27 protein-coding genes and 1 pseudogene are annotated in these 24,841 nt (G+C 67.5%); 9 read left to right on the forward strand and 19 right to left on the reverse strand.

The genetic code is table 11. From position 1 onward, the window contains the following. From VGI62_RS03105 to VGI62_RS03160, 12 genes and pseudogenes are all read right to left on the reverse strand, one after another. Nucleotides 1-230 (reverse strand): annotated as a pseudogene (locus VGI62_RS03105) (penicillin-binding protein 2); the annotation flags it as partial. Nucleotides 231-238: 8 nt separating this feature from the next. Next, nucleotides 239-748: a hypothetical protein gene (locus VGI62_RS03110; RefSeq protein ID WP_331502931.1), complete on the reverse strand. Its 510-nt coding sequence runs from the start codon at nucleotides 746-748 to the stop codon at nucleotides 239-241. Beyond that, the gene (mreC, locus tag VGI62_RS03115; protein WP_331502932.1) at nucleotides 745-2,106 is read right to left on the reverse strand and encodes a rod shape-determining protein MreC; all 1,362 of its coding nucleotides are present in this window, start codon (nucleotides 2,104-2,106) and stop codon (nucleotides 745-747) included. Before mreC ends, VGI62_RS03110 begins: the two co-directional genes overlap by 4 nt. 59 nt (nucleotides 2,107-2,165) lie before the next feature. Continuing rightward, a complete protein-coding gene (locus VGI62_RS03120; RefSeq protein WP_012522835.1) occupies nucleotides 2,166-3,209 on the reverse strand; it encodes a rod shape-determining protein in 1,044 nt (347 codons plus the stop codon). A gap of 249 nt (nucleotides 3,210-3,458) precedes the next feature. After that, a complete protein-coding gene (locus VGI62_RS03125; protein WP_331502933.1) occupies nucleotides 3,459-3,836 on the reverse strand; it encodes a hypothetical protein in 378 nt (125 codons plus the stop codon). A gap of 149 nt (nucleotides 3,837-3,985) precedes the next feature. Next, nucleotides 3,986-4,786, reverse strand: a complete 801-nt coding sequence (locus VGI62_RS03130) for a TOBE domain-containing protein (RefSeq protein WP_331502934.1) — start codon at nucleotides 4,784-4,786, stop codon at nucleotides 3,986-3,988. A gap of 91 nt (nucleotides 4,787-4,877) precedes the next feature. Then, a complete protein-coding gene (locus VGI62_RS03135; protein ID WP_331502935.1) occupies nucleotides 4,878-6,434 on the reverse strand; it encodes a hypothetical protein in 1,557 nt (518 codons plus the stop codon). Further along, entirely contained in the window at nucleotides 6,431-7,180 is a 750-nt protein-coding gene (locus VGI62_RS03140) for an ABC transporter ATP-binding protein (protein WP_331502936.1), read from the reverse strand. Before VGI62_RS03140 ends, VGI62_RS03135 begins: the two co-directional genes overlap by 4 nt. Nucleotides 7,181-7,235: 55 nt before the next feature. Then, entirely contained in the window at nucleotides 7,236-8,117 is an 882-nt protein-coding gene (locus VGI62_RS03145; protein WP_331502937.1) for a DMT family transporter, read from the reverse strand. Between the two features lie 140 nt (nucleotides 8,118-8,257). Beyond that, nucleotides 8,258-9,853, reverse strand: coding sequence for a 2-isopropylmalate synthase (locus tag VGI62_RS03150; RefSeq protein ID WP_331502938.1), 1,596 nt, complete (start codon nucleotides 9,851-9,853; stop codon nucleotides 8,258-8,260). Between the two features lie 206 nt (nucleotides 9,854-10,059). Further along, nucleotides 10,060-10,680: a glutathione S-transferase family protein gene (locus VGI62_RS03155; protein WP_331502939.1), complete on the reverse strand. Its 621-nt coding sequence runs from the start codon at nucleotides 10,678-10,680 to the stop codon at nucleotides 10,060-10,062. Next, entirely contained in the window at nucleotides 10,680-11,387 is a 708-nt protein-coding gene (locus tag VGI62_RS03160) for a TVP38/TMEM64 family protein (RefSeq protein WP_331502940.1), read from the reverse strand. The genes VGI62_RS03155 and VGI62_RS03160 overlap by 1 nt, the downstream gene beginning before the upstream one ends. Nucleotides 11,388-11,519: 132 nt before the next feature. Between VGI62_RS03160 and VGI62_RS03165 the strand changes: the two genes are divergently transcribed. After that, nucleotides 11,520-12,722, forward strand: coding sequence for a pyridoxal phosphate-dependent aminotransferase (locus tag VGI62_RS03165; protein ID WP_331502941.1), 1,203 nt, complete (start codon nucleotides 11,520-11,522; stop codon nucleotides 12,720-12,722). 7 nt (nucleotides 12,723-12,729) lie between these two features. On the opposite strand, the gene VGI62_RS03170 is transcribed toward VGI62_RS03165, so the two are convergent. Beyond that, nucleotides 12,730-14,115: a M28 family metallopeptidase gene (locus VGI62_RS03170; RefSeq protein WP_331502942.1), complete on the reverse strand. Its 1,386-nt coding sequence runs from the start codon at nucleotides 14,113-14,115 to the stop codon at nucleotides 12,730-12,732. Between the two features lie 97 nt (nucleotides 14,116-14,212). Then, on the reverse strand, nucleotides 14,213-14,449 hold the full coding sequence (locus VGI62_RS03175; protein WP_331502943.1) for a DUF2171 domain-containing protein: 237 nt from the start codon (nucleotides 14,447-14,449) through the stop codon (nucleotides 14,213-14,215). Nucleotides 14,450-14,513: 64 nt separating this feature from the next. Here VGI62_RS03175 and VGI62_RS03180 point away from each other — a divergent pair, with 64 nt between their 5' ends. Further along, nucleotides 14,514-14,690, forward strand: coding sequence for a DUF4169 family protein (locus VGI62_RS03180; RefSeq protein ID WP_331502944.1), 177 nt, complete (start codon nucleotides 14,514-14,516; stop codon nucleotides 14,688-14,690). Here the strand turns inward: VGI62_RS03180 and VGI62_RS03185 are convergent. Next, a complete protein-coding gene (locus tag VGI62_RS03185; RefSeq protein ID WP_331502945.1) occupies nucleotides 14,687-15,445 on the reverse strand; it encodes a Coq4 family protein in 759 nt (252 codons plus the stop codon). The two genes, VGI62_RS03180 and VGI62_RS03185, sit on opposite strands and share 4 nt — an antisense overlap. 134 nt (nucleotides 15,446-15,579) lie before the next feature. On the opposite strand from VGI62_RS03185, the gene VGI62_RS03190 reads away from it, so the two are divergent. Continuing rightward, on the forward strand, nucleotides 15,580-15,795 hold the full coding sequence (locus tag VGI62_RS03190; protein WP_331502946.1) for a ribbon-helix-helix domain-containing protein: 216 nt from the start codon (nucleotides 15,580-15,582) through the stop codon (nucleotides 15,793-15,795). On the opposite strand, the gene VGI62_RS03195 is transcribed toward VGI62_RS03190, so the two are convergent. Together VGI62_RS03195 and VGI62_RS03200 are read right to left on the reverse strand one after the other, a co-directional pair. After that, the gene (locus tag VGI62_RS03195) at nucleotides 15,792-16,397 is read right to left on the reverse strand and encodes an HAAS signaling domain-containing protein (protein ID WP_331502947.1); all 606 of its coding nucleotides are present in this window, start codon (nucleotides 16,395-16,397) and stop codon (nucleotides 15,792-15,794) included. The genes VGI62_RS03190 and VGI62_RS03195 overlap by 4 nt on opposite strands. Next, nucleotides 16,394-16,768, reverse strand: coding sequence for a PadR family transcriptional regulator (locus tag VGI62_RS03200; RefSeq protein ID WP_331502948.1), 375 nt, complete (start codon nucleotides 16,766-16,768; stop codon nucleotides 16,394-16,396). The genes VGI62_RS03195 and VGI62_RS03200 overlap by 4 nt, the downstream gene beginning before the upstream one ends. Before the next feature lie 45 nt (nucleotides 16,769-16,813). Between VGI62_RS03200 and VGI62_RS03205 the strand changes: the two genes are divergently transcribed. Continuing rightward, nucleotides 16,814-17,494 (forward strand): CPBP family intramembrane glutamic endopeptidase, encoded by a 681-nt coding sequence (locus tag VGI62_RS03205; RefSeq protein WP_331502949.1) that lies wholly within the window; start codon nucleotides 16,814-16,816, stop codon nucleotides 17,492-17,494. A 56-nt stretch (nucleotides 17,495-17,550) separates the two neighbouring features. Beyond that, complete coding sequence (locus VGI62_RS03210; protein ID WP_331502950.1) at nucleotides 17,551-19,908, forward strand: ATP-dependent helicase; 2,358 nt, start codon at nucleotides 17,551-17,553, stop codon at nucleotides 19,906-19,908. A 26-nt stretch (nucleotides 19,909-19,934) separates the two neighbouring features. Here the strand turns inward: VGI62_RS03210 and VGI62_RS03215 are convergent, their stop codons facing one another. Then, on the reverse strand, nucleotides 19,935-20,366 hold the full coding sequence (locus VGI62_RS03215) for a DUF7662 domain-containing protein (protein ID WP_331502951.1): 432 nt from the start codon (nucleotides 20,364-20,366) through the stop codon (nucleotides 19,935-19,937). A 181-nt stretch (nucleotides 20,367-20,547) separates the two neighbouring features. Here VGI62_RS03215 and VGI62_RS03220 point away from each other — a divergent pair, with 181 nt between their 5' ends. The 3 genes from VGI62_RS03220 (at nucleotide 20,548) to VGI62_RS03230 (ending at nucleotide 22,340) form a co-directional block, all read left to right on the forward strand. Then, complete coding sequence (locus VGI62_RS03220; protein WP_331502952.1) at nucleotides 20,548-20,907, forward strand: hypothetical protein; 360 nt, start codon at nucleotides 20,548-20,550, stop codon at nucleotides 20,905-20,907. A 50-nt stretch (nucleotides 20,908-20,957) separates the two neighbouring features. After that, nucleotides 20,958-21,824, forward strand: a complete 867-nt coding sequence (locus VGI62_RS03225; RefSeq protein WP_331502953.1) for a 50S ribosomal protein L11 methyltransferase — start codon at nucleotides 20,958-20,960, stop codon at nucleotides 21,822-21,824. A 90-nt stretch (nucleotides 21,825-21,914) separates the two neighbouring features. Next, nucleotides 21,915-22,340 carry a hypothetical protein gene (locus VGI62_RS03230; protein WP_331502954.1) on the forward strand — a complete coding sequence of 142 codons (426 nt, stop codon included), beginning with the start codon at nucleotides 21,915-21,917 and terminating at the stop codon, nucleotides 22,338-22,340. 2 nt (nucleotides 22,341-22,342) lie between these two features. On the opposite strand, the gene VGI62_RS03235 is transcribed toward VGI62_RS03230, so the two are convergent. Further along, nucleotides 22,343-22,687 carry a GIY-YIG nuclease family protein gene (locus VGI62_RS03235; RefSeq protein ID WP_331502955.1) on the reverse strand — a complete coding sequence of 115 codons (345 nt, stop codon included), beginning with the start codon at nucleotides 22,685-22,687 and terminating at the stop codon, nucleotides 22,343-22,345. 119 nt (nucleotides 22,688-22,806) lie between these two features. Here VGI62_RS03235 and VGI62_RS03240 point away from each other — a divergent pair, with 119 nt between their 5' ends. Next, nucleotides 22,807-24,621, forward strand: a complete 1,815-nt coding sequence (locus tag VGI62_RS03240) for an aminopeptidase P family protein (RefSeq protein WP_331502956.1) — start codon at nucleotides 22,807-22,809, stop codon at nucleotides 24,619-24,621. The last annotated feature ends 220 nt before the right edge of the window (nucleotides 24,622-24,841 follow it).

Below are 24,841 nucleotides of genomic sequence, written 5' to 3' on the forward strand. Positions count from 1 at the left end.
CCGTTGCGGTCGACGATCAGCCCGCGCGGCGGCGGCGTCAGCTTGAAGTTGAACTGGTTCGACGCCGACAGCTTCTCGTAGCGCTGGGTCTCGATCAGCTGCAGATGCGCCAGACGCCCGCCGAGCGCCAAGAGACCCACGCCGGCAAAGCCGCCGAGCAGGAATGCCCGGCGGTGAAACACCCCTTGGCGCTCATTTACCTCGGCAAAGAAAATGGACGGTTCAGCCATCTTCGCCCCTAACGGAACCTAACGTCTGCGTCCTCGAAGAGGTCGATCAGCCGCTGGGCGAATGGATAGAGGACGATTGTGGCGACGAATTGCCAGGCCATCGGAACCACGCCCGGCGTCGACTTGGTATCCAGCATCACGAAGAGATAGCCGGCGGCCAACGCTGTTGCGGTGGCCAGTCCATACCAGCCCCAAAGGATCAGCTGGTTCTGCCCTGCCATCATGGTGCGCCCGGCGAGGGCGACACCGTAGGCGATCAGGAGGCAGACCGCCCAAAGGCCCATAGGGCCGCCCCAGAAGATGTCCAGGAACAGTCCCAGCAGGAGGACCCCGAAGGGCGCCAGCATGGAGGGTCGGATCACCGCCCAGGCGAAGGCCAGCACCATCGGGAATACCGGTTCCGGCAGCTGCAGGCCAAAGGCCCGCAATGGAATGCCGAACAGGATGGTGGCGATGATCGCCTGGAACATCGGCACGCCCAGCCAGCGCCAGGGCTCCAAAGGCCGTGCGGCGCTCACGTTGGTGGCGCCTCGGCCGCGGGTCTGGGCTTGGTCTTCGCTGGCTTCGAAGCCGCGTCGAGCGGCGATTTGGGCTTGGGCTTCGCCGGCTTCGAGGTCGTTTCGCTCGCCGCCCTGGACTTCGCCCCATCGGCTGACGTCGCCGGCGTCTTTGCGGCGGCCTTCGAGGTGGCGGTTTTCGAGGTGGCGGTTTTCGGGGCGGGCGCTTTGGAGGCCGAGGCCGGGTTCGGCTTGGCCTTTTCGGCCGCGCCCGCCGCGGACTTGGGCAGCGTGGGTTTGAGCGTCGGAGGCTTCGCTGCAGGCTTGGCCGCGCCGGCTGCGACGGCTGCGCCGGCCGCCACGGCGGACGCCTCGGCCGCGCCTTTTGCGGAGACACCGTCGGGCTCGGCGTCGGCCGGTTTGGCGGCCTGAGCATTCACGGGCGGCGCAGGCTTCGCAGTCGCTGCCCCCTCGACGTCCGCCCCCGGCGTCGGAGGCGGGGTCGGCATCGCGTTCAGGGCCTTGACGTTCACTACCTGCGTGAAGTCCTCGAACAGCAGGATACGCACGAAGTCGATGGCGGCGCGGTCGGAGGCCAGGACCACTCGCCAGCGCCCGTCGAGGCCCTTGACCGCCGTCCCGACCGGCAGGCCGCGCGGCACGACGCCGCCGTCGCCGGACGTCAGCACCCGGTCGCCCTCGTGGATCGGATCCCGGCCACGCAGATAATCGAGGCGCGGGTTCGGCCCTCCATCGCCGGTCAGGATCGCGCGCGCGTTGGTTCGGTCGATCATCACCGGCGTGCGCGATGCGATGTCAGTCAGCAGCAGCACACGGCTTGCCCCTTCGGTCACCCCGATCACGCGGCCGACCAGGCCATTCTCGCTCATGACCGGATTGCCGGCCTTGACCCCCCGTTCGGAGCCGGCGTTGGCCAGGCGCGTGTCGGCGAAGGGCCCGCGGCTGTCGGTGACGATTCGCGCGGCGACCATCGGGATCGGCGGATCGGTCTTCAGACCCAGCAAGGTCCGATAGCGCGCGTTCTCATCCTTTAGCGCGATGGCGACATCGCGCCACTGACGCATCTCCTTGAGCTCGGACTTCAGCTCCCGGTTCTCTGAGGCCGCGCCAAAATAATCACGGACGGTGTCGACGCCATCGCCGATCCAGCGGCTGGGTGCTGCCAGGACGTCGCCCACCGGAGCCAGCACGGAGTCGGAGGCTCGCCGCGTCGCGCCGTAAGCCTCGGCCTTGAACGTCTCGCGCCGGTCGGACAAGAGGATGGCGACCGCCGCGACGATGGCCACGACGAGGGAGATCGCCGCGAACCAGGTCAGCGGGACCTTCAATTCACCTAGCGGATTGTCCCTTAAGGACACTCAGGGCCTCGTTTGAGCGGTGTTGCGACAGCCCCCGCTGCAGCAGCGACTCGCCGGCTCTAAGCTAGCGTGGATTCGAGCACACCCTTCATCCATTTCGGGTGTTCAAGCACCTTGCCGCACCCGAGCGCCACGCAGGAAAGCGGGTCATCGGCGACCGTCACCGGCAGGCCGGTGTGGTCACGGATCTCGGCGTCGAGGCCGCGGAGCAAGGCGCCGCCACCCGTCAGCATGATCCCCTTGTCAGCGATGTCGGAGGCCAGTTCCGGCGGGGTGGCTTCCAGAGCCATCTTCACCGCGTCGACGATCTGGCCGACCGGCTCGGAAAGCGCGTCGGACGCCTGCTTTTCGCTGATCCGCACTTCACGCGGCACGCCCTGCATCAGGTCGCGGCCCTTGACCTCGATGGAGAGTCCCTCGCCGTCGGCCGGCGCCCGCGCCGTGCCGATCTCCTTCTTGATGCGCTCGGCCGTCGTCTCGCCGATCAGCAGATTATGGTTGCGGCGCATGTAGCTGATGATCGCTTCGTCCATCTTGTCGCCGCCGACGCGGACTGAGCGCGAGTAGACGATCCCCGAGAGCGAGAGCACCGCCACCTCGGTGGTGCCACCGCCGATGTCGACCACCATTGACCCGGTCGGTTCGTGGATCGGAAGGCCGGCGCCGATCGCCGCGGCCATGGGCTCGTCGATCAGGCCCACGCGGCGGCCGCCTGCGTTCAGGCAGCTGTCGTTGATCGCGCGGCGTTCCACCGCCGTCGCGCCCGACGGCACGCAAACGATCACCTTGGGGTTCACGAAGCCCTTGCGGTTGTGAACCTTGCGGATGAAGTACTTGATCATCTCCTCGGCGACTTCGAAGTCGGCGATGACCCCGTCGCGCATCGGACGGATGGCTTCCATGTGGCCGGGCGTGCGGCCGAGCATCTGCTTGGCTTCGATGCCTACGGCATGGACGACCTTGCGACCGCCGACATTGCGCAGCGCCACCACGGAGGGCTCGTTGAGCACGATGCCCTTGCCCTTCATGTAGATGAGCGTGTTGGCCGTGCCGAGGTCGATGGCGATATCGTTCGAGATGGCGCCGAAGAGCGATGAGATCATGGGGGGCCCTGGAGACTGGGGGCTGGAGAGGGGTGTTGTGAACCGCCGACCCGCAACGGTCACGTCCAACGCGTTAACAATGCGTCGAGTCGTTACGAATTACCGGTAGGACTCGCGTTCCCTGCCCTGCCCTATGGTCGAATTCAAGGCTTAAAGAGCATCGTGCGCTTTCGCGTCGCGCGCGAATTTTGTCGTCGGCATGGCCCTCGGTTTCGTCGTGAGCGGCCGGGCCGGGCCGCGGGCGCCCCTTCAGCGGCTTTTGGGCGCCGCGGGCTTGGCCGAGGTGGACAGGTTGACGAGGTCGATCCGCTCGACCCGGCGGGCGGAGCGAGCGGGCCTGAGGTCGTCCTCGACCACCAGGCGGAACGGCCCTTCCTCCGGTTTCAGCGGCGCACCCGCCTCACGGTCGGCCACGATCATCCTGGCCGCGCGAGTCACCGCGTCCGTCTCGGCCGGGCTGACCACCACCTGATATCCGTCCCGCGCGGTTATCCGCACGACGGTGGCGAGTTCCAAGCCCTTGATGCCCTGACCGCCATGCGGCGCACCGACCTTTCCAAGCAGGTCGCTCAGCACTACTCCGTCATAGGCCTGCGGCTGGCCATGCCGCGGCACCTTCAGATGCACCTGCGGCAGGGCCGCGATTTCGGCGGCGTTCAGCGTGGCGCGCTGTCCGGCTCCCCCGAGAGCGTCAAGGTCTGGGCGGCGGCCGGCCCGCAGAAGACGGCTGCGCGCGGCACAAACGCGGCAAATCTCACGGCGGCGAGCTTCATCGGCTACTCCACCGCCAGTATGACATGCGGCGCCTTGACCAGCGCGGTGACCACCTCTCCTTCGGTCAGGCCCATGGCCTCGGCGCTCTCGCGCGTGATGGTGGCGGTGAGCGTCTTGCCCTGGGCGATGTCGATCACGACCTCACTGGAAATCGCGCCGTCGTGCCTGGCGGCGACAACGCCCTTGATGTGATTGCGCGCCGAGGTCACCAGGTCCTCTCCCTTGGCCAGCACCACGAAGCTCGACTTGATCAGCGCTATGACCGATCTGCCGACCGCCAGACGCAGGGCCGCCACGCTTTCGCGAGTGACGACGGCCACGATCTCCACCCCATCGCCGACCGCCAGGATCACCTCGGCGTTGACGGCTCCGTCGGTGACGCGGGTGACGGTTCCGCGGAGCGCGTTGCGGGCGCTGGTCTGCATGCCGAGACTCCAGAAAAGACCGCCGAGCTCCTCCGGGGCGCCAACCAGGCCCTGCTCGACCCGGACCAAAACGTCGGCCAACTCCATCTCTACCCGCTGCAGGGCTGCGACTACCGCATGACCGGCGGGCGTCAATTGCGCAGCCCCCCCTTGCCGACCCCCGGCCCGGGCGACGACCAGCGGAGCGTCGAAGAGGTTGTTCAACGCCTGGATCGCGTCCCACGCCGTTTTGTAGCTCACACCGACGCGCTCGGCCGCAGCTCGGATCGAGCCCAGTTCATCGAGAGCTTCGAGCAGGGCGATGCGCTCGGCTCCTACGCGAGGTCCATCGCCCCGGCGCAGCGTGAGGGCTGCATTGAGCAGTTGCGGAGAAACCACGACGCCTCGTTGGGTAGCTGCCTGACCCTCGTTATGTAGTCGGCCTACATGACGAACCTAACAGCGAATCCCTGCTTGTCACGCGAACGGCTTAGCTGGCCGCGCGCAGCGCCTGGGCGATCTGGGCGTCGGTGCGGCTCAGCATCGCCACCCCGGCCAGCGCCAGCACCGCCGGCAGCAGGGCCCAGCCGAAGAGCCCGGCAGCCAAAAGGCCGGTGGCTGCGGCGATCAGCAGGCCCAGCAGGAGTTCGGCCAGGGTGACGTACCAGGAGGACGCGCGCTGGCGGCGCATGTCGTTGCGCTTGCCTGGCCGCTGCCACCAAAGGTTCATCAGGGAAGCCATGGTCATCGACGCCGCACAGCCGACAGCGGCGGCCAGGCCCACCAGCGGCGCGAGCACAGCCAGCGGCAGGAGCAGGGGCGCGAGCATTACCGCCACCGGCAATATGGCCGCGGCGATCTTGGCCTGGCGCAGGGTGCGCACGGGCGTGGGCGCGCAACTCAGGAGGTCGGGCGCGTCCTCGGCCGAGATGGTGATCCAGGCGAGGCTGCCGGACACCTGGCTCGCCAGCAAGCTGAGCGCTGCAGCGCCGCCGGGCAGGAACACACCCTGGCCCTGGCCGGCCTGGCGCAGAAGCACGAACCCCAAGGGGACCATGTAAAGCACCCGCAGCAGCACCTGGGCGATCAGCGCCGGGTCGCGAGCGATGAGGCGTAGCTCCTTCACCAGAGTCGCTGTGAAAGGCGACTTGGCGAAGCGCACCGGCCCGTTGCTCCTGGCCCTGACACTCCCGCCGCTTCCGGCGCCGGCGGCCGCGGCGGCGTCAGCGGCGAACCGGGCGCCAAGCAGCTGATTGGCGACCAGGAAGATCGTGGCGCCGGTCCCGACCACGGCCAGTAGCGGCAGCGGCTCTCCGAGCAAGGCGCGTAGCGGCCAGCTCAGGCCCGGCGGCGCATGGAAACGCGGATCGTGCGAGAGCTGCACCAGCGTGGCGGCGAAACTGGCGGTCTGGCGTCCCCCCAGGATGTTGCGGGCCTGGGCGGTCAGGAAGAACGCCGCGCCGATCAGGGCAGCCATCAACTGGCCGACGGTCCGCGTGCGGCGCGGTCCGATCACCCTGAAGAGGGCCGCGGCCAGCATTAGCCCGGCTCCGCTGGCCGCAAGCGCCACGGCGAACAGCACCACGATCGCCGCCAGCCAGGTCGGGTGCCCCATCAGCGCGATCGGCACCAGCACCGGAGTTGCGATTACGCCGAAGATGCCGAACGCGCCCACCGCAACCGACAGGAAGCGCACGGTCAGGACCTTGCGCGGGGCGAGCGGCGAGGAGAACAGCAGGTCCAGGTCGCCGCGCTCATAAAGCGCGTCCACCGCAGCCCCCAGGGTCTGCGACAGCATCAGGGTGAAAAGCATGGCCAGCGCGCCGGCGGCGATCAGGCTGGCGATCGGGACAACTGGAACCTGCTTTCCACGCAATGCGAAGGCGATCGGCAGGCCGGCGGCGCAAAGCAGGATGAGCGGCAGGACGATGGTGAGCCAGATCCTCGCAAAACGCCCCCCGCCCCGCTTCTTCAACATCCCGCGCCAGGAGAGCTTAAGCTCGTAACCCAGCAGCCAGAGCGTGGAACCAGGCGGCGCGAACATCATGCAGCGGCCGCCTCGGCCTCGCCCACGAGCTCGAGGAACACGTCCTCGAGGGTCGCGCGGCCTTCGCCGGCCCGGGCGCGAAGCTCATCGAGTGTGCCATCGGCCAGCAGGCGGCCGTTCTGGATGATGCCGATCCTATCGGCCATCCGCTCGGCGACTTCGAGGATGTGCGTCGTAAGGATCACGGTCGCCCCGCCCCTCACCCGCTCTTGCAGCAGGTCCTTCACCTGGCGCGCCACGGCCGCATCGAGTCCGGTCAGCGGCTCATCGAGGATCAGGAGCCGCGGATCGTGGATCAGCGCGCCGGCAAGCGCGGTCTTCTGCTTCATGCCGCGCGAGAAACTCTCGCAGCGCTCGGCGCGAGAGTCCCAAAGGCCGAGCCAGCGCAAGAGCTCCTCGGCCCGCGCCATCGCGATCTTCGGGTCGACCCCCCAAAGGCCGGCGACGAAGTCCAGGTACTCGAGCGGCGTCAGGCGGTCGTAGAGCATCGGCTCGTCCGGGGCCCAGGCGATGATCTGCTTCGCCGCGGCTGGATCGGTGAGCACGTTGCGGCCGAAGACCTCGATCTGTCCGCCGTTCGGCTTCAGGAGGCCCGCGACCATTCGCAGTGTCGTGGTCTTGCCGGCCCCGTTGGGACCGAGCAGGGCGTAGAGTTGTCCGGCGCGGACGCTGAGGGAAAGGTCGTCGACGGCCACCTTGCCGCCGAAGGTCTTGGAAAGACCGCGGATCGTAAGCGCATCGGTCACTGAGATTCCCCGGTTGAAGACCGACTATGGCCGAGCGACGGGCCGGTCTCAACGCTCAACCGAGGGCGGTCGCAACGACGCCCACCGCCGCCATCGCCCCGCCCAGGAGCTGTCGCGGGGAAAGGCGTTCCTTGAAGAGCCGCCGAGCCGCCGCCGCAGCTATGGGACCTTCGATCACGCCCACGGCCCGAACCTGGCCGGCAGGGGCCAACGCCAGCGCCGAGAACCAGCAGGCCGATGCTGCTGTGCCGAAAAAGCCCGCGCCGAGCGAGGCGCGCCAGGAGGCGCCGACGGCGCGCAAGGCGCTGGGCCGAATCGCGGCCAGCAGGAGCACCATCCCCACGGACTGCAGCGCCTGGGCGACGCAGAGCGCAGCGGTCGCCGAATAGATCGGGTGCGCCGGTTCCAGCGCGAGTCCGGCTTGCCGATAAGCATTCAGCGCCACGGCGAACGCCGCCCCGGACGCCAGGCCGTAGAGGGACCCGGTCGCAGCCCCCAGGGTCTGTGTGCGCGGCGGCCACGACAGGATCAGGAGCGCGATCGAAGTCGCCGCCAGGCCGGCCCATTGCACAGGGCTCAGCCGGTCGCCGAATATGAAGGACCCCATCAAGGCGCCTAGCGGCAGGGAGGATTGCTGCATGAAAGTCGCCACGGCGAACCCTGAGGTGCGCATCGCCATCAGCAGGGCCGCCGTCGCGCCGACCTGGCTCAGCGCGCCGATCGCGACAGCCACCAGGAACCGCAGACCCGGGTGCGGGCTCGCGTTCGGGGTGAGCAGGGCGACCACGCCAAAGATCGCGAGCGAGAACGGCAGACCGAAAAGGAAGCGAACCAGCGTCGCTCCCCACGGGCCCGCATCGCCCACCAGCCCGCGCTGCAGGGCGTTGCGCGCCACCTGCAACGGCGCCGCCGCAGCGGTCATCAGGATCCAGAGCATTCCAAGACTTCTAAGAGTCGTGCCGGTTGGGCACGCGCAGACCGGGGCCATGAACACCAGGCCCATGGGAGTTGCCGAGAGGCTTTGTGATTCCCCGGCCAGGCGCTGAGCGCCTGGCCGGGCTGACACTCTGCTATGGTTCAGAACCCGCCGGCGATCGCGCCGGGGCGGGTCTTTTCCTTGCGCGCGGCCAGGTTGTTGAGCGCGTTGACGTAGGCCTTGGCCGAGGCCGTCAGCGTGTCGGTGTCGGCCGCCTGGCCGGTGGCGATCCGGCCATCTTCCTCAAGCCTGACGGAGACCTGGGCCTGGGCGTCTGTGCCTTCCGTCACGGCGTGCACCTGGAAGAGACGCAAGGTCGCCTCGTGCGGCGCGCACTTGCGGATTGCGTTGAACACCGCATCGACCGGGCCGTCGCCCGTGGCGTTGGCGGAGGTTTCCTCGCCCTCGACGGAGAGGGTCAGGAAGGCCTCCTGCGGCCCCTCCGTGCCGGCGATGACCCTCAGGCTCTTCACCTGGATGCGGTCGGCGCCCGAGGCCAGGGCGTCGTCCACCAGGGCTATGATGTCGTCATCGAAGACGTGCTTCTTCTTGTCGGCCAGATCCTTGAAGCGCTGGAAGGCCTCGTTTAGCGCGTTCTGGCCCAGCTCGTAGCCCAGCGCCTTCAGCTTCTCCCGGAACGCGTGACGGCCCGAGTGCTTGCCCATGACCAGGTTCGAAGCGCCCTGCCCCACGTCCTCAGGCTGCATGATCTCGTAGGTTCCGCGGTCCTTCAGCATCCCGTCCTGGTGGATGCCGCTTTCATGGGCGAAGGCGTTCTTGCCGACGATCGCCTTGTTGAACTGCACCGGGAAGCCGGTGATCGCCGAGACGTAGCGGCTCGCCCGCGTGATGTGCTGGGTCTCGACGCCGGTGTGGAACGCCAGCTGGTCGCCGCGCACGCGAAGCGCCATGACAATCTCTTCAAGCGCGGCGTTTCCGGCCCGCTCGCCAATGCCATTGATCGCAACCTCAACCTGTCGCGCCCCGCCCTGGACGCCCGCCAGGCTGTTGGCGACCGCCAGGCCCAGGTCGTTATGGCAGTGGGTCGACAGGATCACCCGGTCAGCGCCATCCACGTTCTCGATGATATCGCGGAAGATGTCGGCGTATTCGCTGGGATAGCTGTAGCCCACCGTGTCGGGCAGGTTGATCGTGCCGGCGCCGGCCTTGATCGCGGCGTCGACGCAGCGTCGCAGGAAATCCTGCTCGGTGCGGGTCGCGTCCTGGGCGGACCATTCCACGTCGCCGCACAGATTGCGCGCATGGTTCACCGACTTGGTGATCATCTCCAGGATGTCTTCCTGGCTGGCGTGCAGGATATGGTCACGGTGTGAAGGGCTGGTGGACAGGAACGTGTGGATGCGGCCGCGCTTGGCCTTCCTGATCGCCTCGGCGCAGCGATCGATGTCGGCCATGCCGGCCCGGGCCAGGCCGCAGACGGTGCTTTCGGTCACCAGCTCGGCGATCTGGCGCACGGCTTCGAAGTCGCCGTTGGAGGCGATCGGGAAGCCCGCCTCGATGACGTCGACGCGCATCTCCTCGAGGATCTTGGCAAGCTCGATCTTCTCTTCCAGCGACATCGAGGCGCCGGGCGACTGCTCGCCGTCGCGCATGGTGGTGTCGAAGACGATGACCCGGTCGCGCTCGGCGCGCGAACCGACGGATTCATCGGCGGGGCCAGGAGTGGTGGTGGTCATGGCGTGGTCTCTTCGCGGAGGTTTGGTTGGACGGGCGAGGGAAATCCCCTGAGACGCCCGGCCGCGAAGATGCGCAGCCTAAAGAGGCGCCCAGGGGCGGCTAAGCCCCAGCGAAAGTAGAAGCAGGCTGGCGTTGCGCGTGCGCATGGCCACAGGCTCTACCGAAATGCCCCTCGCGGCGCAAGTATCTTGCGCCATAAGCTGCGTTAGACCGCCATTTCGGCAAGAACCTTGCGCACTGCTTGGCGGGATCGCATCCGTTCGCTGTGGGCCAAGACCTTCGGAAAGCGCGCGATATCGATCCCATCGCCCTCCAGCCAACCGGCCAGGGTGAAAAGATAGGGGTCGCAGATCGAATAGGCCTCGCCGAGCACCCACGGCCCCGCCAGCATATCGTCCTCGATAAGCTGGAAGCAGGCGGCTTCGACCTCAGGGACCTTCCGTGTCATCTCCGCCAGGGCCGCCGGATCGTCTGCCCAGCGATAGCCGCGGTGCCGGTGGGCGTGGGCCACGTGGACCGTCGAGCACAGGTAGCTGTTGAAGGCCTGGGCCCTGGCGAAGGCGAAGGGGTCGCCCAGCGGCGCAAGCTTCGCCGCCGGAAAGGTCTGGGCGACAAAGGCCAGGATCGCCGGGGTCTCGGTCAGCACCCCGCGCTCGGTGACGAGCGCCGGCACGCGGCCCTTGGGGTTGACGGCCAGGTACTCGGAAGTCCGCTGGTCGCCGGCCTTGGTGCTCATGGTGACGAGCTCATAGTCAGCGCCGGCTTCTTCAAGCGTGATCAGCGAGGCCAGCGAACACGAGCCCCAGGCGTGGAACAGCTTCAACATCAGGCGGCCTCCTTCTCGCGTTTGCGCAGCCAGGCGCGGGCGACGAGGCCGATTGCGACCCACGCCACGGCGATCACCACCAACCACAGGGCGTCCCTGCCGATCTCACCCTTCATCAGGCGGACGATCGAATTCCCGGCGAAGGCGGTAAGTACGATCTTCGGGATAATGCCCAAGGCCGTGCCGAGGGTGAAGTCCAAGACGCGCATGGGGGTCACGCCCGCGGCCATGTTCACAACGATGAACGGCGCCGAAGGCACCAGGCGGACGATGAAGCTTGCGAAGAAACCCTTGCGGCCGATCAGCTCCATGAACCGCCGCAGCCCCTCGCCGGAGAACTGCGCCAGCACTTTCGCGCCCGCCATGCGGCCCAGGTAGAAGCCCACCAGCGAGGAGACCATGGTGCCGATCCAGCTGTAGGCGAACCCGTTGACCGGCCCGAAGGCCACGACCGCGGCGGCGATCAGCATGATCTGGGGCACGCCGATGAACGCCAGCGCGGCAAACGCCATCACTGCGACCGGCAACGACCAGGGTCCCGACGCCGCGCGCAGCCACGCCTGGACAGTCGCCTCGCCGCTGAAACCCATGGCCTGGGCCCCGAAGACGAAGACCAGCCCGACCCCGCCGAACAGCACGAACGACACCAGGAGCGTTCGCCACGCCTGGGCGTCCATGTTCGAAAGGACCTGGAAGAGGCGCCGCATCGACGCCTGAGGTCGCCGATCGGGCCGGTAGGGTCAAGCTGCAGTGCAACAGGCCGGGTTCACCCCGCCGTCGGCTTAGGCTAAACCCCGCCCCGTTCTTTCAACCTCGAACTCCTGGGAGCCTTCCCCGCCATGTCGCTCGAATCCGCCGCGCTCGCCCGCGTAAAGCCGTCCGCCACCCTGGCGGCCGACCAGAAAGGGCGCGAGCTGAAAGCGGCGGGACGCGACATCATCTCGCTTGCGGCCGGCGAGCCCGACTTCGACACGCCGGAAAACATCAAGGAAGCCGCCATCAAGGCGATCCGTGACGGCAAGACCAAGTACACCAACGTCGACGGCATCCCGGAACTGAAGGAAGCCATCGTCGGCAAGTTCAAGCGCGAGAACGGGCTCACCTACAAGGCGAGCCAGGTGAACGTCTCGCCGGGCGGCAAGCCGGTGATCTGGAACGCCATGCTGTCGACGCTGAACCCCGGCGACGAGGTGGTGATCCCGACGCCCTATTGGGTCAGCTACTGGGACATCGTGCTGCTGGCCGGCGGCGAGCCGAAGGCCGCGCCGACCACCGCGGAAAGCGGCTTCAAGCTGAAGCCCGCGGACCTCGAGGCCGCAATCACGCCGCGTACGCGCTGGCTGTTCCTGAACTCGCCCTCGAACCCCTCGGGCGCGGCCTATACGCGCGCCGAACTCAAGGCGCTCGCCGACGTCTTGCTGCGCCACCCGCACGTCTGGATCCTGACCGACGACATGTACGAACATTTGGTGTTCGGCGACTTCGAGTTCGCGACCATCGCTGAGGTCGAGCCGGCCCTCTACGAGCGCACGCTTACGATGAACGGGGTCTCCAAGGCCTACGCCATGACCGGCTGGCGGATCGGTTATGCGGCCGGCCCCGAGCCGCTCATCAAGCTCATGGCCAAGGTGATGAGCCAGACGACCTCAAACCCGTCGTCCATCTCCCAGTGGGCGGCCGTCGAGGCGCTGAATGGCACCCAGGAATTCATCAGGCCGAACGCCAAACTGTTCGAAGAGCGGCGCGACCTGGTGGTCTCGATGCTGAACCAGGCGAGCGGCATCAAGTGCCCGACGCCCGAGGGCGCTTTCTACGTCTATCCCTCGGTGGCCGGGCTGATCGGCAAGGCCGCGCCGTCCGGCAAGGTGATGGCCAGCGACCAGGATTTCGCGGTGGAGCTTCTGGAGACCGAGGGCGTCTCGGTGGTCTTCGGCGCGGCCTTCGGCCTCTCGCCGTTCTTCCGTATCAGCTACGCCACATCCAACGCCCAGCTGGAAGACGCCTGCAGCCGCATCCAGCGGTTCTGCGCGGCGGCGAAGTAGACGCGCCTTAAGGCTTCATCCCGGGGTTCCACTCCGGCTGAAAGTCGCTGTTCAGCAACCAGGTGACCGGCCCGACCAGCGAGCCGATCACCTGGTCCATGAAGTTGAGGTCGACATGGCCCAGGTCGTCGGTGGCCGCATGGTATGTCGGCGGAAGCGGCCAGGCGGTGACCGTCTGGGCGACCACGCCCTGCAGCGCCAACTGATAGTTGTCCGACCGTTGGAAGAAGTGCTGCTCCGGATAATGATCGGGACCGATCCGGGCGCCGTGCGCCGCGAGCGCAGGCCCGAGGTTCGAGCGCTCCCAGCCCGTCAGCATCAGGGCGCCCGGCTGCACGGGATCGTCGACACCGATCATCTCGAATTCCAGGTTCGCGGCGATGTCGGTGACCGGGCTCGGCAAATGGGTGAGGAAGTATTGCGCGCCCAGCGCGCCTTCCTCCTCGCAGCCGAACATGGCGAAATAGACCGTGCGCTGCGGCGTGCGGCCGCGCGCCAGGATGCGGGCGAACTCCATCACCGCGGCGGTTCCTGACGCATCGTCGTTGGCGCCATGGAAGATCACGCCGTCGCGGACCCCAAGATGGTCGTAGTGCGACGTCAGCAGCACGGCGTGCTGGTCTGCGTCCTTGGCCTGGCCGTGGCGGACACCGATCACATTGTATGTGGTCCGCGCCTGTGGTTCGCCCCTGGTTGCGGAGAGCCTCGCCTGCCCGCCGCCAAACGATGCAAGTGACGCCAGCGTCTCGTCGCTGACGAAGATCAGCACCCCGCTCGACGTCGCAGTCGGGCGCTGCACGCCGTCCACGACCTGAGCGCGGCTCGGCGGCCGCGCGGCGAGTTCCTCCCAGTGCTGCAGCACGGCGGAATTGGCCCGCAGGATAACCGCCGCGGCTCCTGCCCTAAGCACCTGCGAGGCCGCGACGTTGGTGAAGTCGGGCTCATAGATCACCAGCGCGCCCCGAAGGCCGTCCAACGGCGCCTGGGGGTCGGTGATCCGCACGATCGGCGCCTCGAGCAGGGGCGGCGCACCCTGGGCGACCATTTCCCGGCCGTTCGTCAGGCGCAGGTTCGCGCTGCCTGACGTGAGCTCCAGCGTCGGCTCGGAGGCATAGGTCTGATCGATCAGGTGGACCTGCTGGAGGTAGCCGCCCCCCGCCGCGGCGCCCTTGACGCCGAGGCTCGCAAGGGCGTCCGCAAGATACCGTGCGGCGGCGTTTTCGTCGGCGCTGCCACACTTTCGGCCGCGCAATTCGTCGCCGGCCAGCTTCTCCATCGTCGCCCTGACGCAAGCTGCGCAGACCGGCGTCGCGGCCGATGCGCCGGGGGCGTTCGGGGCAACTGAAAAGGCGGTGAGCGCCAGACCCGCGGCGACCAGCAGAGAAGACCTCAAGCGCGCTCCCAACCCACTGCATCGCCGGTCGAACGGGGCCGACCCCACGCCCCGTCAGGTTGGCATGGGGCCAGCGTCGGCGCCAGTCGGTGTCGGCCTAGTGGCGGGTGCGCCAGGCCGACTTGGCGGCGTCCTTCGTCATGTTGAGGCGCACAGTGTCCTCGTCGATCATCTCGACCCAGCTGACCGGGATCATGTGATGTTTGAGGCCCGAGCTGAGGTCGAGCTTGGTGAGTTCGATCTCGTCGCCTATCACCTTGTCGACCCGGCCGACGTGGCCGCCGTCAGAGCCCACCACGTCCATGTGCTCGCGGATGTCGGAGGATTGGATCATCGTTCTCGTCTCCTGAATCGGTTGGGCTCTGGGAAACGACAGAAGGACGCAGGAGGTTTCGCCGATGGTCGAACCGATCAACTTGAACAAGGCCCGCAAGGACCGCGCGAAGGTGCAGGCCAAGGCGAAGGCAGCGCAAAACCGCTCCCTGTTCGGCCTGTTGAAGCGAGAAAAGACAGTTTCGAAACTGGAGGCGGAACGCGCGCGACGCGCGCTCGACCGGACCAGGCGCGAAGATTAGGCCGCCTGGGGCAGGGACTGGTCCCGGACTTGCGGCGGGATCGAATCATAGATCGTGGCGGGCGTGATGTTCAGCCGGCGGCGCGCGGCTTCGAGTGGCTCTGCCATCAGACGCTCGTAGTCCTCGCCGAGCAGCCACTTGGCCGCCTGGCCCCGCCGATACCCCTGCCAGATCGCCTTCACATAGGGCTGTTCCTTGGCCTTTCGCGCACGCGACGCTGCGCCAAGGGCGATCAGCGCCCAGCCAAGCCCACCCGTCTGGGCGAACGAGAACGCGACCAGGCAGGCTTCGCCAAGTCCGTCGCGATGGTAGCCGGTAAGAATGTGCCAGACGTCGTGGACGTCGCGGGTCCGCCGGCCCATCCACGCGTAGGGGTGCTGTTCGTCGACCGCTCCGGCGCCCTGCCGGCTGACCTTGATCAGGCCTTCGGCGGAAATCCGCTCGCTGCGGACGAAGTCTCGATAGGCGCCGCCGACGCTGCCTTCCGGCAGGCTGTCGAGCCACGCGCCGTCCATCAGCAGGTGGGCGAACTCGCGGCGCTCGTAGGCGATACGCCCGCCCTGCTGGGTTGTAAGCAGACGGTGATAGCCCTTGGCGGTGGAGTTGCCGTTGAGCGCGCGCATGATCTCGAAGACCTGGCCGGTGTCTTCCTTGTCGTTGAGCAGACGGCGCAGCGATCTGAACGCGTGCAACCAGTCGAGCTTGGGAGCCGAGGCGCGGAACGCTGGACGTTCTGTGGTGTCGACCAGGGCCATCGGAGAGCGCCTCACGCTGCTGACGTCGTAAAGATGACGCTTCCGTCAACTTAACGCAAGTTCTAAAATGACGACCCCGTCAACTTTCTCGAGGGGTTTGATCGCGATCCCGAACCGGTCGACAAACCTGGCGCATGGGCAGCTTAAGAAAACGCTCCGTTCAGCTCTCCGGCCACGCCACCTCCATCGCGCTCGAACCTGAGTTCTGGAGCGTGCTCGAGGCGATGGCCGCGGCGCAGGCGTTGAGCCTGGCCGGGCTGATCGGCCGGATCGACGGCGCGAGGGCCGGACGCCCCCTGGCCTCGGCGTGTCGGCTCGCAGCGCTGGCTTTCGCCCAGGAACGCGGTTAGGCCCGCCCGCGCCTGGCCGAGCGACGCATCCGGCGCACGCTGAAAAGACCGAAGCGCCAGGTCAGCCAGCCCAGGATCAGCCCTGCGGCGAGGCTGATCGGGATGATCCATCCGCCGAGCAGCTCCTGGCCGTGCCGCGGATTGTCGGTCACGCCGAGCATCCATGAATAGCTGTTCTCGGCGTTCGGGATGCGCCAGAGGCCCGTATGACGCCAGGCGAAGGGCTTGACGACGGCGGTGATCAGGAAGGCCGCCGCCGTGGCGTAGCCCACGAAGCACACAAGGCCCGTAAAGGCTCCGTACATGCTGAGGCCCGCCAGCCTGCCCACGCCGCGCAGGACGGTCAGTGGCGAGCGGTCTTCGTCCACTTCAGCGGCGACCCGCTCCGTAAGGTTGAGCCGGGCGACTTCGCGCGGGCTGCCGAGCGCGGCGATGGCGGCCTCGACGCGCTCGGGCGTTGGCGTTCCTTCGACTTTGTCGAGCACGTGGCTGCGCAACTCGGCCACGATCTCTTCGACCTCACCCGAGGGCAGGACCTTCAGGTTGCGCCGCACCTGGTCAAGGTAGCAGTCGAGGTGCGCCTTTCCGGCGTCGTTGCTCATCGGGAAGTCTCCTTGATCGGGGCGAGCAGGCGCTCAAGCCCGGCGGCGAAGGCGCGCCAGCTCTGAGCCATCTCGCGCACGCGACGGCGGCCTGGATCCGTCAGTCGATAGTATTTGCGGGGATGGCCGGCCTCGGCCTCCACCCATTCGGAGTCCACCAGCCCCTCGGACTTCATTCGGCTGAGCAGCGGATAGATGGTGCCCTCCGGGATCGACATTCCGGCCTGGGCGTCGAGCCGTCGCAGGATCTCCAGGCCGTAGAGCCGCTCCGGCCAAAGGATCGCCAGCACGGCAAGCCCCAGGCCACCCTTGCGTACCTGGGTTTCCCACTTGCCGAGTTCGTCGGCCGGACTGTCAGGTTTCACGCTCATGCACGATACCTTGCATATCTATGTATCGTGCGTCAACATGCCCCCATGAACCCGGCAGACCCGAACCGCGCCACAGGGAGTTTTCGCGACCGCCTGCTGAGCGGGCTGGAATTGGCGATCGCGGCCTGGGCGGTGATTGGCCACAACGTGTTCCACGTCGTGCCGAACGAAGTGCCGATCCTGGTGGTGATGGCGCTGGTCTCGCGGCGGCTGCGCCCCAAGCGCTGGAGCGAGCTGGGGTTCAAGCGGCCGACCTCCTGGCGCCGCGTCGTTCTGTTGGTGCTGGGGGCAGTGGCTCTGCGCTGGGGCGCGGGCTATGCGCTCGAGGCGATCACCGCACACTTCTGGCCGCCGATCGTCGCGCCCCGCGGGACAGACCGCATCGTGGGCAATCCCATGGCCGCTCTGGCCGCTCTGGGCATCGTCTGGACCTTCGCCGCGTTCGGCGAGGAGATCGGTTATCGCGGCTACATCATGAAGCGGGCCGCCGACACGGCCGGCGGCAGGCGGTTCGGCTGGCTTTGGGGTCTGGTCTTTTCTGCCGTGCTGTTCGGCTTCGGCCACGCCTACAAGGGTCCGGCGGGGGTTCTGGACTCCACCTTCGCCGGGTTGATCATGGGCGGCCTCTACCTGCTCTGCGGCCGTTGTTTGTGGGCGACGATCCTGGCGCATGGCCTCAGCGACACGTTGGCCGTGGCGCTGGCCTATTTCGGCTTGAACAACTGAGCCATAACGCGCCCGTCGGGCTTAAGTCCGCGCCCGGTTGTGCTACATATGTTTCGATGCCTTTCCCCGACTCCCCCCCGGATTCCGGCTACGAATCTCCTGCCCTGCGCGTAAGCGATCTGGCCCGCGTCGATCCACGACCGGCGGATTACCTCGACGGCCTGAACCCCGAGCAGCGGGCGGCGGTCGAAGCGACAGAGGGGCCCGTGCTGGTGCTGGCCGGCGCGGGCACCGGCAAGACGCGGGTGCTGACCACCCGGCTCGCCCATATCCTGGCGTCAGGAAAGGCGCGGCCCTGGGAACTGCTGGTCGTCACCTTCACCAACAAGGCCGCGCGCGAAATGCGGGAGCGGATCACCCAAATCATCGGTCCGCAGGCCGAGGGGCTGCGCTGGCTTGGCACCTTCCACTCTGTCGCCGCCCAGATCCTGCGCCGCCACGCCGAGCTCGTGGGGCTCAAGTCCAACTATACGATCCTCGATGACGATGATCAGGAACGGCTGATCAAGCAGGTGCTGGAAGCCGAGAACGTCGACGCCAAACGCTGGCCCGCCAAGATGCTGGCCGGGATGATCGACCACTGGAAGAACCGCGGCTGGCGCCCGGACCAGGTTCCGCCGGCGGAGAGCGCGCATTTCGCCAACGGCAGGGGCCAGGCGCTCTACCGGCTCTACCAGGAGCGGCTGCGGGTGTTGAACGCCTGCGATTTCGGCGACCTGCTGCTGCACAACCTGACGATCTTCACTTCCAGCCCCGACGTGCTGGCGGAATTCCACGACCGGTTCCGCTATCTGCTGGTCGACGAGTACCAGGACACCAACGTCGCTCAGTACCTGTGGTTGAGGCTGCTCGCCCAAAAGCGGCAGAACGTCTGTTGCGTCGGCGACGACGACCAGTCGATCTATGGCTGGCGGGGCGCGGAGGTGGACAACATCCTGCGCTTCGAGCGCGACTTTCCAGGCGCCAAGGTCATCCGGCTGGAGCGCAACTACCGTTCGACGAGCCACATCCTGGCGGCCGCCTCGGGGCTCATCGCGGCCAACAAGAGCCGGCTCGGCAAGACCCTGTGGACGCAGGAAGAGGGCGGCGAGAAGGTCGTGGTGCGCGGGGTCTGGGACGGCGAAGCCGAGAGCCGCATGATCGCCGACGAGATCGAGCGCGCCCGAAAGGGCTCCACCGACAGGAATCCCCGCCGCTACCGCGACATGGCGATCCTGGTCCGCGCCTCGTTCCAGATGCGGGCTTTCGAAGAGCGGTTCGTCCTGCTGCAGATCCCCTATACGGTCGTCGGCGGCCCCAGGTTCTTCGAACGCGCCGAGATCCGCGACGCCCACGCCTACCTGCGGCTGATACAGTCTGAAGACGACGACCTCGCCTTTGAGCGGATCGTCAACACGCCCAAGCGCGGTATCGGTGACACCACGGTCCAGAAGCTGCTGCAGGTCGCCCGGCTTGGGGGCATTCCGGCCGTCGCCGCCGCACGGCAGGTCGTGCTCACCGATGAGTTCGCCGCGCGCACACGCACCTCGCTCGCAAACTTCCTGCGCGACCTCGACCGCTGGCGGGCGGAGGCGCAGCGCACGGCGCACCCGCGGCTAATGGAGGCGGTGCTCGAGGAGAGCGGCTACACCGACGCCCTTCGGCTCGACAAAAGTCCGACGGCCCAGACCCGGCTGGAGAACCTCAAGGAACTCGTCCAGTCGATGGGCAACTTCGAGAACCTGCAGGCCTATCTGGAACACGTCTCGCTGGTCATGGACCTCGATCGCGGCCCACAGGCTGACGCCGTGCAGATCATGACCTTGCACTCGGCGAAGGGGCTGGAGTTCCCGCTGGTCTTCCTGCCTGGCTGGGAAGAAGGCGTCTTTCCATCCCAGCGAAGTATGGACGAGAAGGGCGAGAAGGGGCTCGAAGAGGAGCGACGCCTGGCCTACGTCGGGATCACCCGCGCCCGCGAGGAGGCGCGCGTTTCCTTTGCCGCCAACCGGCAGGTCTATGGTCGCTGGACCAGCCAGCTTCCCAGCCGTTTCGTCGACGAGCTGCCCCTGGCCAATGTCGAGGCCTCATCGGAGACCGGCTACTACGGCGGCGGTCCGGGCATGCAGCAACACGGCAGCCGCTGGGACGAAAGCCCATCCTTCGGCGCCGGCTATTCCTCGCCCGGCTGGCGACGCGCCCAGAGCGCCGGCTATCACGGCAGTCGACCAGGGCGTCAGCAGGTCATCGAAGGCGAAGGCCGGCTGGTCGCCACTTCGGCCCAGAGCTCCGCCAGCGACTACAAGGCCGGTGAGCGCGTCTTCCACCAGAAGTTCGGCCGCGGCTCCGTCACGGCCGTGGAAGGCAACAAGCTCACCGTGGCGTTCGAAAAAGCCGGCGAAAAGAAGGTCATCGACAGCTTCGTCGAAAAGGCGTGAGCCGTTTGGTCAGGGGCGGCGGCCTCCTAGTCGCTGTCATCCGAGCGACGGCGCAACAGGCCCCCGATCGCCAGCGCGCCCAGGCCCGCCGCCAACGCGAGCCCTCCGGCGACGATCGCCAGGCCCCAACTCGGGCTGGCGTCGAGGCGCTTTAGGATGGCCGGCGTATCGTCGGTCGGCTCTGCGGGGTGCGCTCGCGCGACTGCGGCCTCCACAGGCGCAATCTTTCTGAACGTGACCAGCCCCGCGGCTTGATCGACGTCAAGCGCCTCCCAGCCGCCGGCTGTCCAGGCGCCGGCATGCGGCGCTTTGGCGTCGTTCTTCCACCAGGCTTTGCCGGTCCTTGCGCTCTTCGGCAGCGGAAAGCCCAGGACCTCTTCCAGCTCTGCGAAGCTCGCGCGCCACTCGGGGCCGGCGTGTCCGGCGAGGCGAGCGGAAAGCGGATTGTACTTGCTCATCGAAGCTCACTCCCGCGGTGCGACGCCCCCCATCGAAGGCGCTGTCAGCTTAGCGCTGAACCTATCGCGCGTCCGCACGCTGTTAGGCCCACCCGCCAGCTGAAGATCGGCCCCACACGTGAAAGTCTTGTTGTCAGGAACGCTCGTCGCGGCCGTCTGCGGAATGGTGCTGGGTGGGAGCATGCAACCGCATCTGGACGGCCTCGGCGACGGGCGCCCCGCCGGCCCGCAGATCCTGATGGCCGGAAAGAGAGCCCGATCCGCCGGCCCCTTCGGCCCGGGCGCGATCAGCCCTGAATACCGCCCGGCCGAATACTCCGATCAGCCTGCCGAATACGTGACGGGCTCCGACGCCGGGAAGGCTGCGTCGTGGCCCCGGGACGACGTCGCGACATCTGCGCGCGAGATCGCCCGTCAGGACGATCCGCCAATGGCGGCCGAGGCGACCCCCGCTCGCGCTGACTACGACGAGCCGCCGCCTGGCGGCGACAAGCCCGGCCCCGGCGATGCCGGCGCCGGCGGTGAAGATGCCCCGGCATAGCGCGCCGAAACCCCCTCGCCTTTGACGGCTCCGCCCGCTAGAGGCGGCGCATGCAAATCGACGCTCTCCAGACTGTTGCGCGGGGTCCGCGCGCAGAGGCCGAAGCCGCCGCGGCCGCCCTCGACGCTGAACCGGCCACCGAGGCGCTGACCTATTCCATCCTCGAGGAGGATGAAGAGCATGATGTCTGGCGGATCGACGCCTTTCCCACGTCGGCCGAAGAGCAAGCCTCCCTGGTCGCCACGCTTGGCGCCTTTCCGGCGTTGCGCGTGGTCACCGAGAAACTTGCCGATGCCGACTGGCTGGCGATGGCGCTCTCGGGACTGCCGCCTGTCCACGCCGGCCGCTTCTTCGTCTACGGCGCCCATGACAAGGGCCTGGCGCCTCCCAGCGCGGTCAACCTGCGCATCGAAGCCGGCGCGGCGTTCGGCACGGGCCACCACGGAACGACGGTGGGCTGTCTCCTGGCCTTCGACCGGCTGCTGAAGCGCCGCCGCTTCGAACGCGTGCTCGACGTGGGTTGCGGCACGGGCGTCCTGGCCATCGCCGCAGCGCGGACCGGCTCTCACATCGCGCTCGGCACCGACATCGACGGCCCCTCCGTGCGCATCGCCAACGAGAACGCCTGGCTTAATCGGGCTCGCGCCCGCTTCGTCCACGCGAGCGGGCTGAACGATGGTCGCGTGCGCTGCCCTGCGCCCTACGACCTGGTCTTCGCAAACATTCTGGCGCCGCCGCTCATCACCCTTTCACAAGATATCAAAGGTGCGCTGAAGCCAGGGGGGATCGCCATCCTCTCGGGCCTCCTGCGGGTCCAGGAACGGCGCGTGCTGGCCGCTTATGTATCTCGCGGTTTCAGACTGGAACGGCGCCTACATCGCGACGCCTGGGCGACCTTGGTGCTCCGTCGCCCGTAGAGCGCCATCGCACCGGCGCGGGAACCCCGCGTTCGACGCCGCGTTCTCGTCGCCGGCCAAACAAGCCTTACGCTTGAGGACGAGGACGCGATGTCTAACGACGTGGACCATGTGGTGGAACGCACCGTCGAGGAGCAGCCCGCCACCATCCGACGCGAAGAAGTTCACATCGTTCGCGAGCGTGGCAGCGCTGGATGGTGGGTCGCCGCCGTGGTGGCGATCATCGCCATCGTCGGCGTGATCTTCCTGCTGAACGGGGGCTTGACACCAACGGCGGACCTGCAGGCCGCCCGTGACCAGGGCGCAACCCTGGACCGGGCCGATAGCGCCGCGGCCGGCGCGCAGATCGCGGCGGCCGACGCCGCCCGCTCGGCTGAGGCCGCGGCGGAAAACAACGCACGCGCCTCGAGCAACGCCGCCCAGGCCGCAGTCGACCGCTCGGTGGCTACGGAGAAGGACGCCGCATCCGCTGCCCGCGACGCCTCGGCGAACGAGCCGGCGTCTCCCCCGCAGTAGCTTTATCCGACGATCTTGGCGGCTCCGAGCGCGGCGCGCCAATGGGCGTCTCGATCCTTGAGAAGGTTGTCGCGGCCGTAGGCCGAGAGGTCTTCGGCGTCGACGGCCTCAAGCACCTCAAAGGAGAACGCCCCTTCGCCATGCGTCTTCCAGGCCGCCTGCACAGCCCGATTGACGTAACCGCCGGAGCGCAAACCGAACCAGATTCCGTTCTGTTGCTGATCGAGGTTGCGTGACTTGCCGACCCAGGTCTCGCCGGTGGCCGCGCAGCGCACGACAAAAACGCCTTGCCTCACCTTCCGCTCCTTATAGTCGCGGGTGACCTGGCGGCGGCTCTGCTTGTCCATCGGCTTCCGTCTACGCCCGGCGTGAAGACCTGTCAATTTCACCCGGGTGTAATTACCGCATCGGTCGGCGTGAAGGACAGGTCTTTGCCGTCGGGCGGGAAAAGACCTAAATCCCGGGCATGCGCCAGACCTTCGATGAATCCACCGACCGCTCCTTCGGCCCCAAGCATGTGCCGCTCATCCGCAAGGCGATGGCCGAGCAGGGCCTCGACGGCTTTGTCGCCCCGCATGAAGACGAGCATCAGAACGAATACCTCCCCGCCGCCAACGACCGGTTGGCGTGGGCGACCGGCTTCACCGGCTCGGCGGGCGCGGCGGTGATCCTGAAGGACAAAGCGGCGATCTTCGTGGATGGCCGCTACACCCTGCAGGTCCGCGACCAGGTCGATCAGGAGACCTTCGAGATCCGCGACCTCGTGGAAGGCGGCGTGCCGGCCTACATCGAAGCCGCCACGGCTCGAGGCCAGGTGATCGGCTACGATCCCAGGCTGCACAGCCCCGACGCGCTGGACAGGCTGAAGGCGGCGGCGGCCAAGGTCGGCGCCGAGCTTCGCGCGGTGACGCCGAACCCGCTGGATGCAGCCTGGGGACAGGCCCGGCCGTCCCAACCGAGCGCCCCGGTCGCTCCCCATCCCTTGAAGTACGCAGGCGAAGATTCCGGTTCGAAGCGCAGTCGCCTGGGCCGATCCCTGGCTGCCCAGGGCGCGCAAGCCGCGGTGATCACCTCGCCGGCCTCCATCGCGTGGCTGTTCAACGTCAGGGGCGGCGACGTCATCCGCTCCCCGTTGCCGATCGGTCAGGCGATCCTCAACGCCGACGGCTCGGCGCGGCTGTTCCTTGATCCCCGGAAGGTTACGACCGACCTGCCGGCATGGCTTGGGAACGAGGTGCGGCTCGAGACGCCCGGCGACCTGCCACAGGCGCTGGCCGATCTGCGCGGTAAGACCGTGCTGGTCGATCCCGGACAATCCTCATCCTGGTATTTCGAAGCGCTTGGCGCCGCAGGCGCGAGCGTCCAGCGCGGCGAGGACCCTTGCGTCCTGCCGCGCGCCTGCAAGAACACTGTGGAAATCGAGGGAACCAAGCGCGCCCATGCCCGCGACGGGGCCGCGCTGAGCTGCTTCCTGCATTGGCTCGCCACCGAGGGCCAGGCGAACCCGCCCGACGAGATCGAGGCGGTTTCCAGGCTGGAGGCGTTTCGTGAGGCGACGGGCGCCCTGATGGATCTCTCGTTCGACACCATTGCCGGCGCCGCCTCTAACGGGGCGATCGTCCACTACCGTCCGACGCAGCGGCTGAACAAGCGTGCGGAGAAAGGCTCCCTCCTGCTGGTCGATTCCGGCGCGCAGTATCTGGACGGAACAACGGACGTCACGCGCACGGTGGCCATCGGAGAGCCATCGGCAGAAATGTGCGCCCGTTTCACCCTGGTTCTGAAGGGCCATCTGGCGCTTGCCCGGGTGAGGTTTCCAGCCGGTACAACCGGTTCGGCGCTGGATGCGCTGGCGCGAATGGCGTTGTGGGCCCACGGGCTGGACTACGACCACGGCACCGGCCACGGCGTCGGCTCCTACCTCGGCGTGCACGAAGGGCCGCAGCGCATCGCAAAGGCGCCCAATACGGTCGCCCTGAGGCCTGGAATGATCGTCTCGAACGAGCCCGGCTACTACAAGGAAGGCGCCTACGGCATCCGTATCGAGACGCTGCAATTTGTCACCGAGCCGGCGATGATCGAGGGTGGCGAGCGGCCGATGCTGGGCTTCGAGACCCTGACGGTGGCGCCGATCGACCGGCGCCTCATCGTAACGTCCATGCTGACCGGCGAAGAACGCGGGCAACTCGACGCCTATCACGCCCATGTCCTGGCCGTGGTCGGGCCTCAGGTCCCCGCCGACGTTCTCGCCTGGATGAAAACGGCCTGCGCTCCCCTCTGAAAGACTTCACGGCCTAGTTTCCACCGAGCGCCGCGAGCCTTCGGCCTCGCGAACCGCCGCGCATGCGCCCCGCCGCGGGCCTCCTACGATCGATGACCGCTCCGCCGTTCCTTTTCAGGCGGCCGCTGCGCCTGCTCGCGGGCGGCCGAAACGCGCCCCTTATGGCTCTGTTATATACGCTGTATTCGATATCTGATTTTAGGTATTCCCGAGTCGTCGT

This window comes from Phenylobacterium sp. (genome assembly GCF_036495085.1).
Classification (GTDB): domain Bacteria; phylum Pseudomonadota; class Alphaproteobacteria; order Caulobacterales; family Caulobacteraceae; genus Phenylobacterium.

What these genes read in the sequence shown, in the direction of transcription:
- VGI62_RS03220 (WP_331502952.1), top strand. Translation starts at nt 20,548, where the DNA reads ATGCAACCGCATCTGGACGGCCTCGGCGACGGGCGCCCCGCCGGCCCG.
- VGI62_RS03210 (WP_331502950.1), top strand. Translation starts at nt 17,551, where the DNA reads ATGCCTTTCCCCGACTCCCCCCCGGATTCCGGCTACGAATCTCCTGCC.
- VGI62_RS03230 (WP_331502954.1), top strand. Translation starts at nt 21,915, where the DNA reads ATGTCTAACGACGTGGACCATGTGGTGGAACGCACCGTCGAGGAGCAG.
- VGI62_RS03200 (WP_331502948.1), bottom strand. Translation starts at nt 16,768, where the DNA reads ATGAGCGTGAAACCTGACAGTCCGGCCGACGAACTCGGCAAGTGGGAA.
- VGI62_RS03190 (WP_331502946.1), top strand. Translation starts at nt 15,580, where the DNA reads ATGGGCAGCTTAAGAAAACGCTCCGTTCAGCTCTCCGGCCACGCCACC.
- VGI62_RS03225 (WP_331502953.1), top strand. Translation starts at nt 20,958, where the DNA reads ATGCAAATCGACGCTCTCCAGACTGTTGCGCGGGGTCCGCGCGCAGAG.
- VGI62_RS03205 (WP_331502949.1), top strand. Translation starts at nt 16,814, where the DNA reads ATGAACCCGGCAGACCCGAACCGCGCCACAGGGAGTTTTCGCGACCGC.
- VGI62_RS03160 (WP_331502940.1), bottom strand. Translation starts at nt 11,387, where the DNA reads ATGCGGCGCCTCTTCCAGGTCCTTTCGAACATGGACGCCCAGGCGTGG.
- VGI62_RS03120 (WP_012522835.1), bottom strand. Translation starts at nt 3,209, where the DNA reads ATGATCTCATCGCTCTTCGGCGCCATCTCGAACGATATCGCCATCGAC.
- VGI62_RS03180 (WP_331502944.1), top strand. Translation starts at nt 14,514, where the DNA reads ATGGTCGAACCGATCAACTTGAACAAGGCCCGCAAGGACCGCGCGAAG.
- VGI62_RS03235 (WP_331502955.1), bottom strand. Translation starts at nt 22,687, where the DNA reads ATGGACAAGCAGAGCCGCCGCCAGGTCACCCGCGACTATAAGGAGCGG.
- VGI62_RS03215 (WP_331502951.1), bottom strand. Translation starts at nt 20,366, where the DNA reads ATGAGCAAGTACAATCCGCTTTCCGCTCGCCTCGCCGGACACGCCGGC.
- VGI62_RS03145 (WP_331502937.1), bottom strand. Translation starts at nt 8,117, where the DNA reads ATGCTCTGGATCCTGATGACCGCTGCGGCGGCGCCGTTGCAGGTGGCG.
- VGI62_RS03195 (WP_331502947.1), bottom strand. Translation starts at nt 16,397, where the DNA reads ATGAGCAACGACGCCGGAAAGGCGCACCTCGACTGCTACCTTGACCAG.
- VGI62_RS03135 (WP_331502935.1), bottom strand. Translation starts at nt 6,434, where the DNA reads ATGATGTTCGCGCCGCCTGGTTCCACGCTCTGGCTGCTGGGTTACGAG.
- VGI62_RS03150 (WP_331502938.1), bottom strand. Translation starts at nt 9,853, where the DNA reads ATGACCACCACCACTCCTGGCCCCGCCGATGAATCCGTCGGTTCGCGC.
- VGI62_RS03240 (WP_331502956.1), top strand. Translation starts at nt 22,807, where the DNA reads ATGCGCCAGACCTTCGATGAATCCACCGACCGCTCCTTCGGCCCCAAG.
- VGI62_RS03155 (WP_331502939.1), bottom strand. Translation starts at nt 10,680, where the DNA reads ATGTTGAAGCTGTTCCACGCCTGGGGCTCGTGTTCGCTGGCCTCGCTG.
- VGI62_RS03185 (WP_331502945.1), bottom strand. Translation starts at nt 15,445, where the DNA reads ATGGCCCTGGTCGACACCACAGAACGTCCAGCGTTCCGCGCCTCGGCT.
- VGI62_RS03165 (WP_331502941.1), top strand. Translation starts at nt 11,520, where the DNA reads ATGTCGCTCGAATCCGCCGCGCTCGCCCGCGTAAAGCCGTCCGCCACC.
- VGI62_RS03175 (WP_331502943.1), bottom strand. Translation starts at nt 14,449, where the DNA reads ATGATCCAATCCTCCGACATCCGCGAGCACATGGACGTGGTGGGCTCT.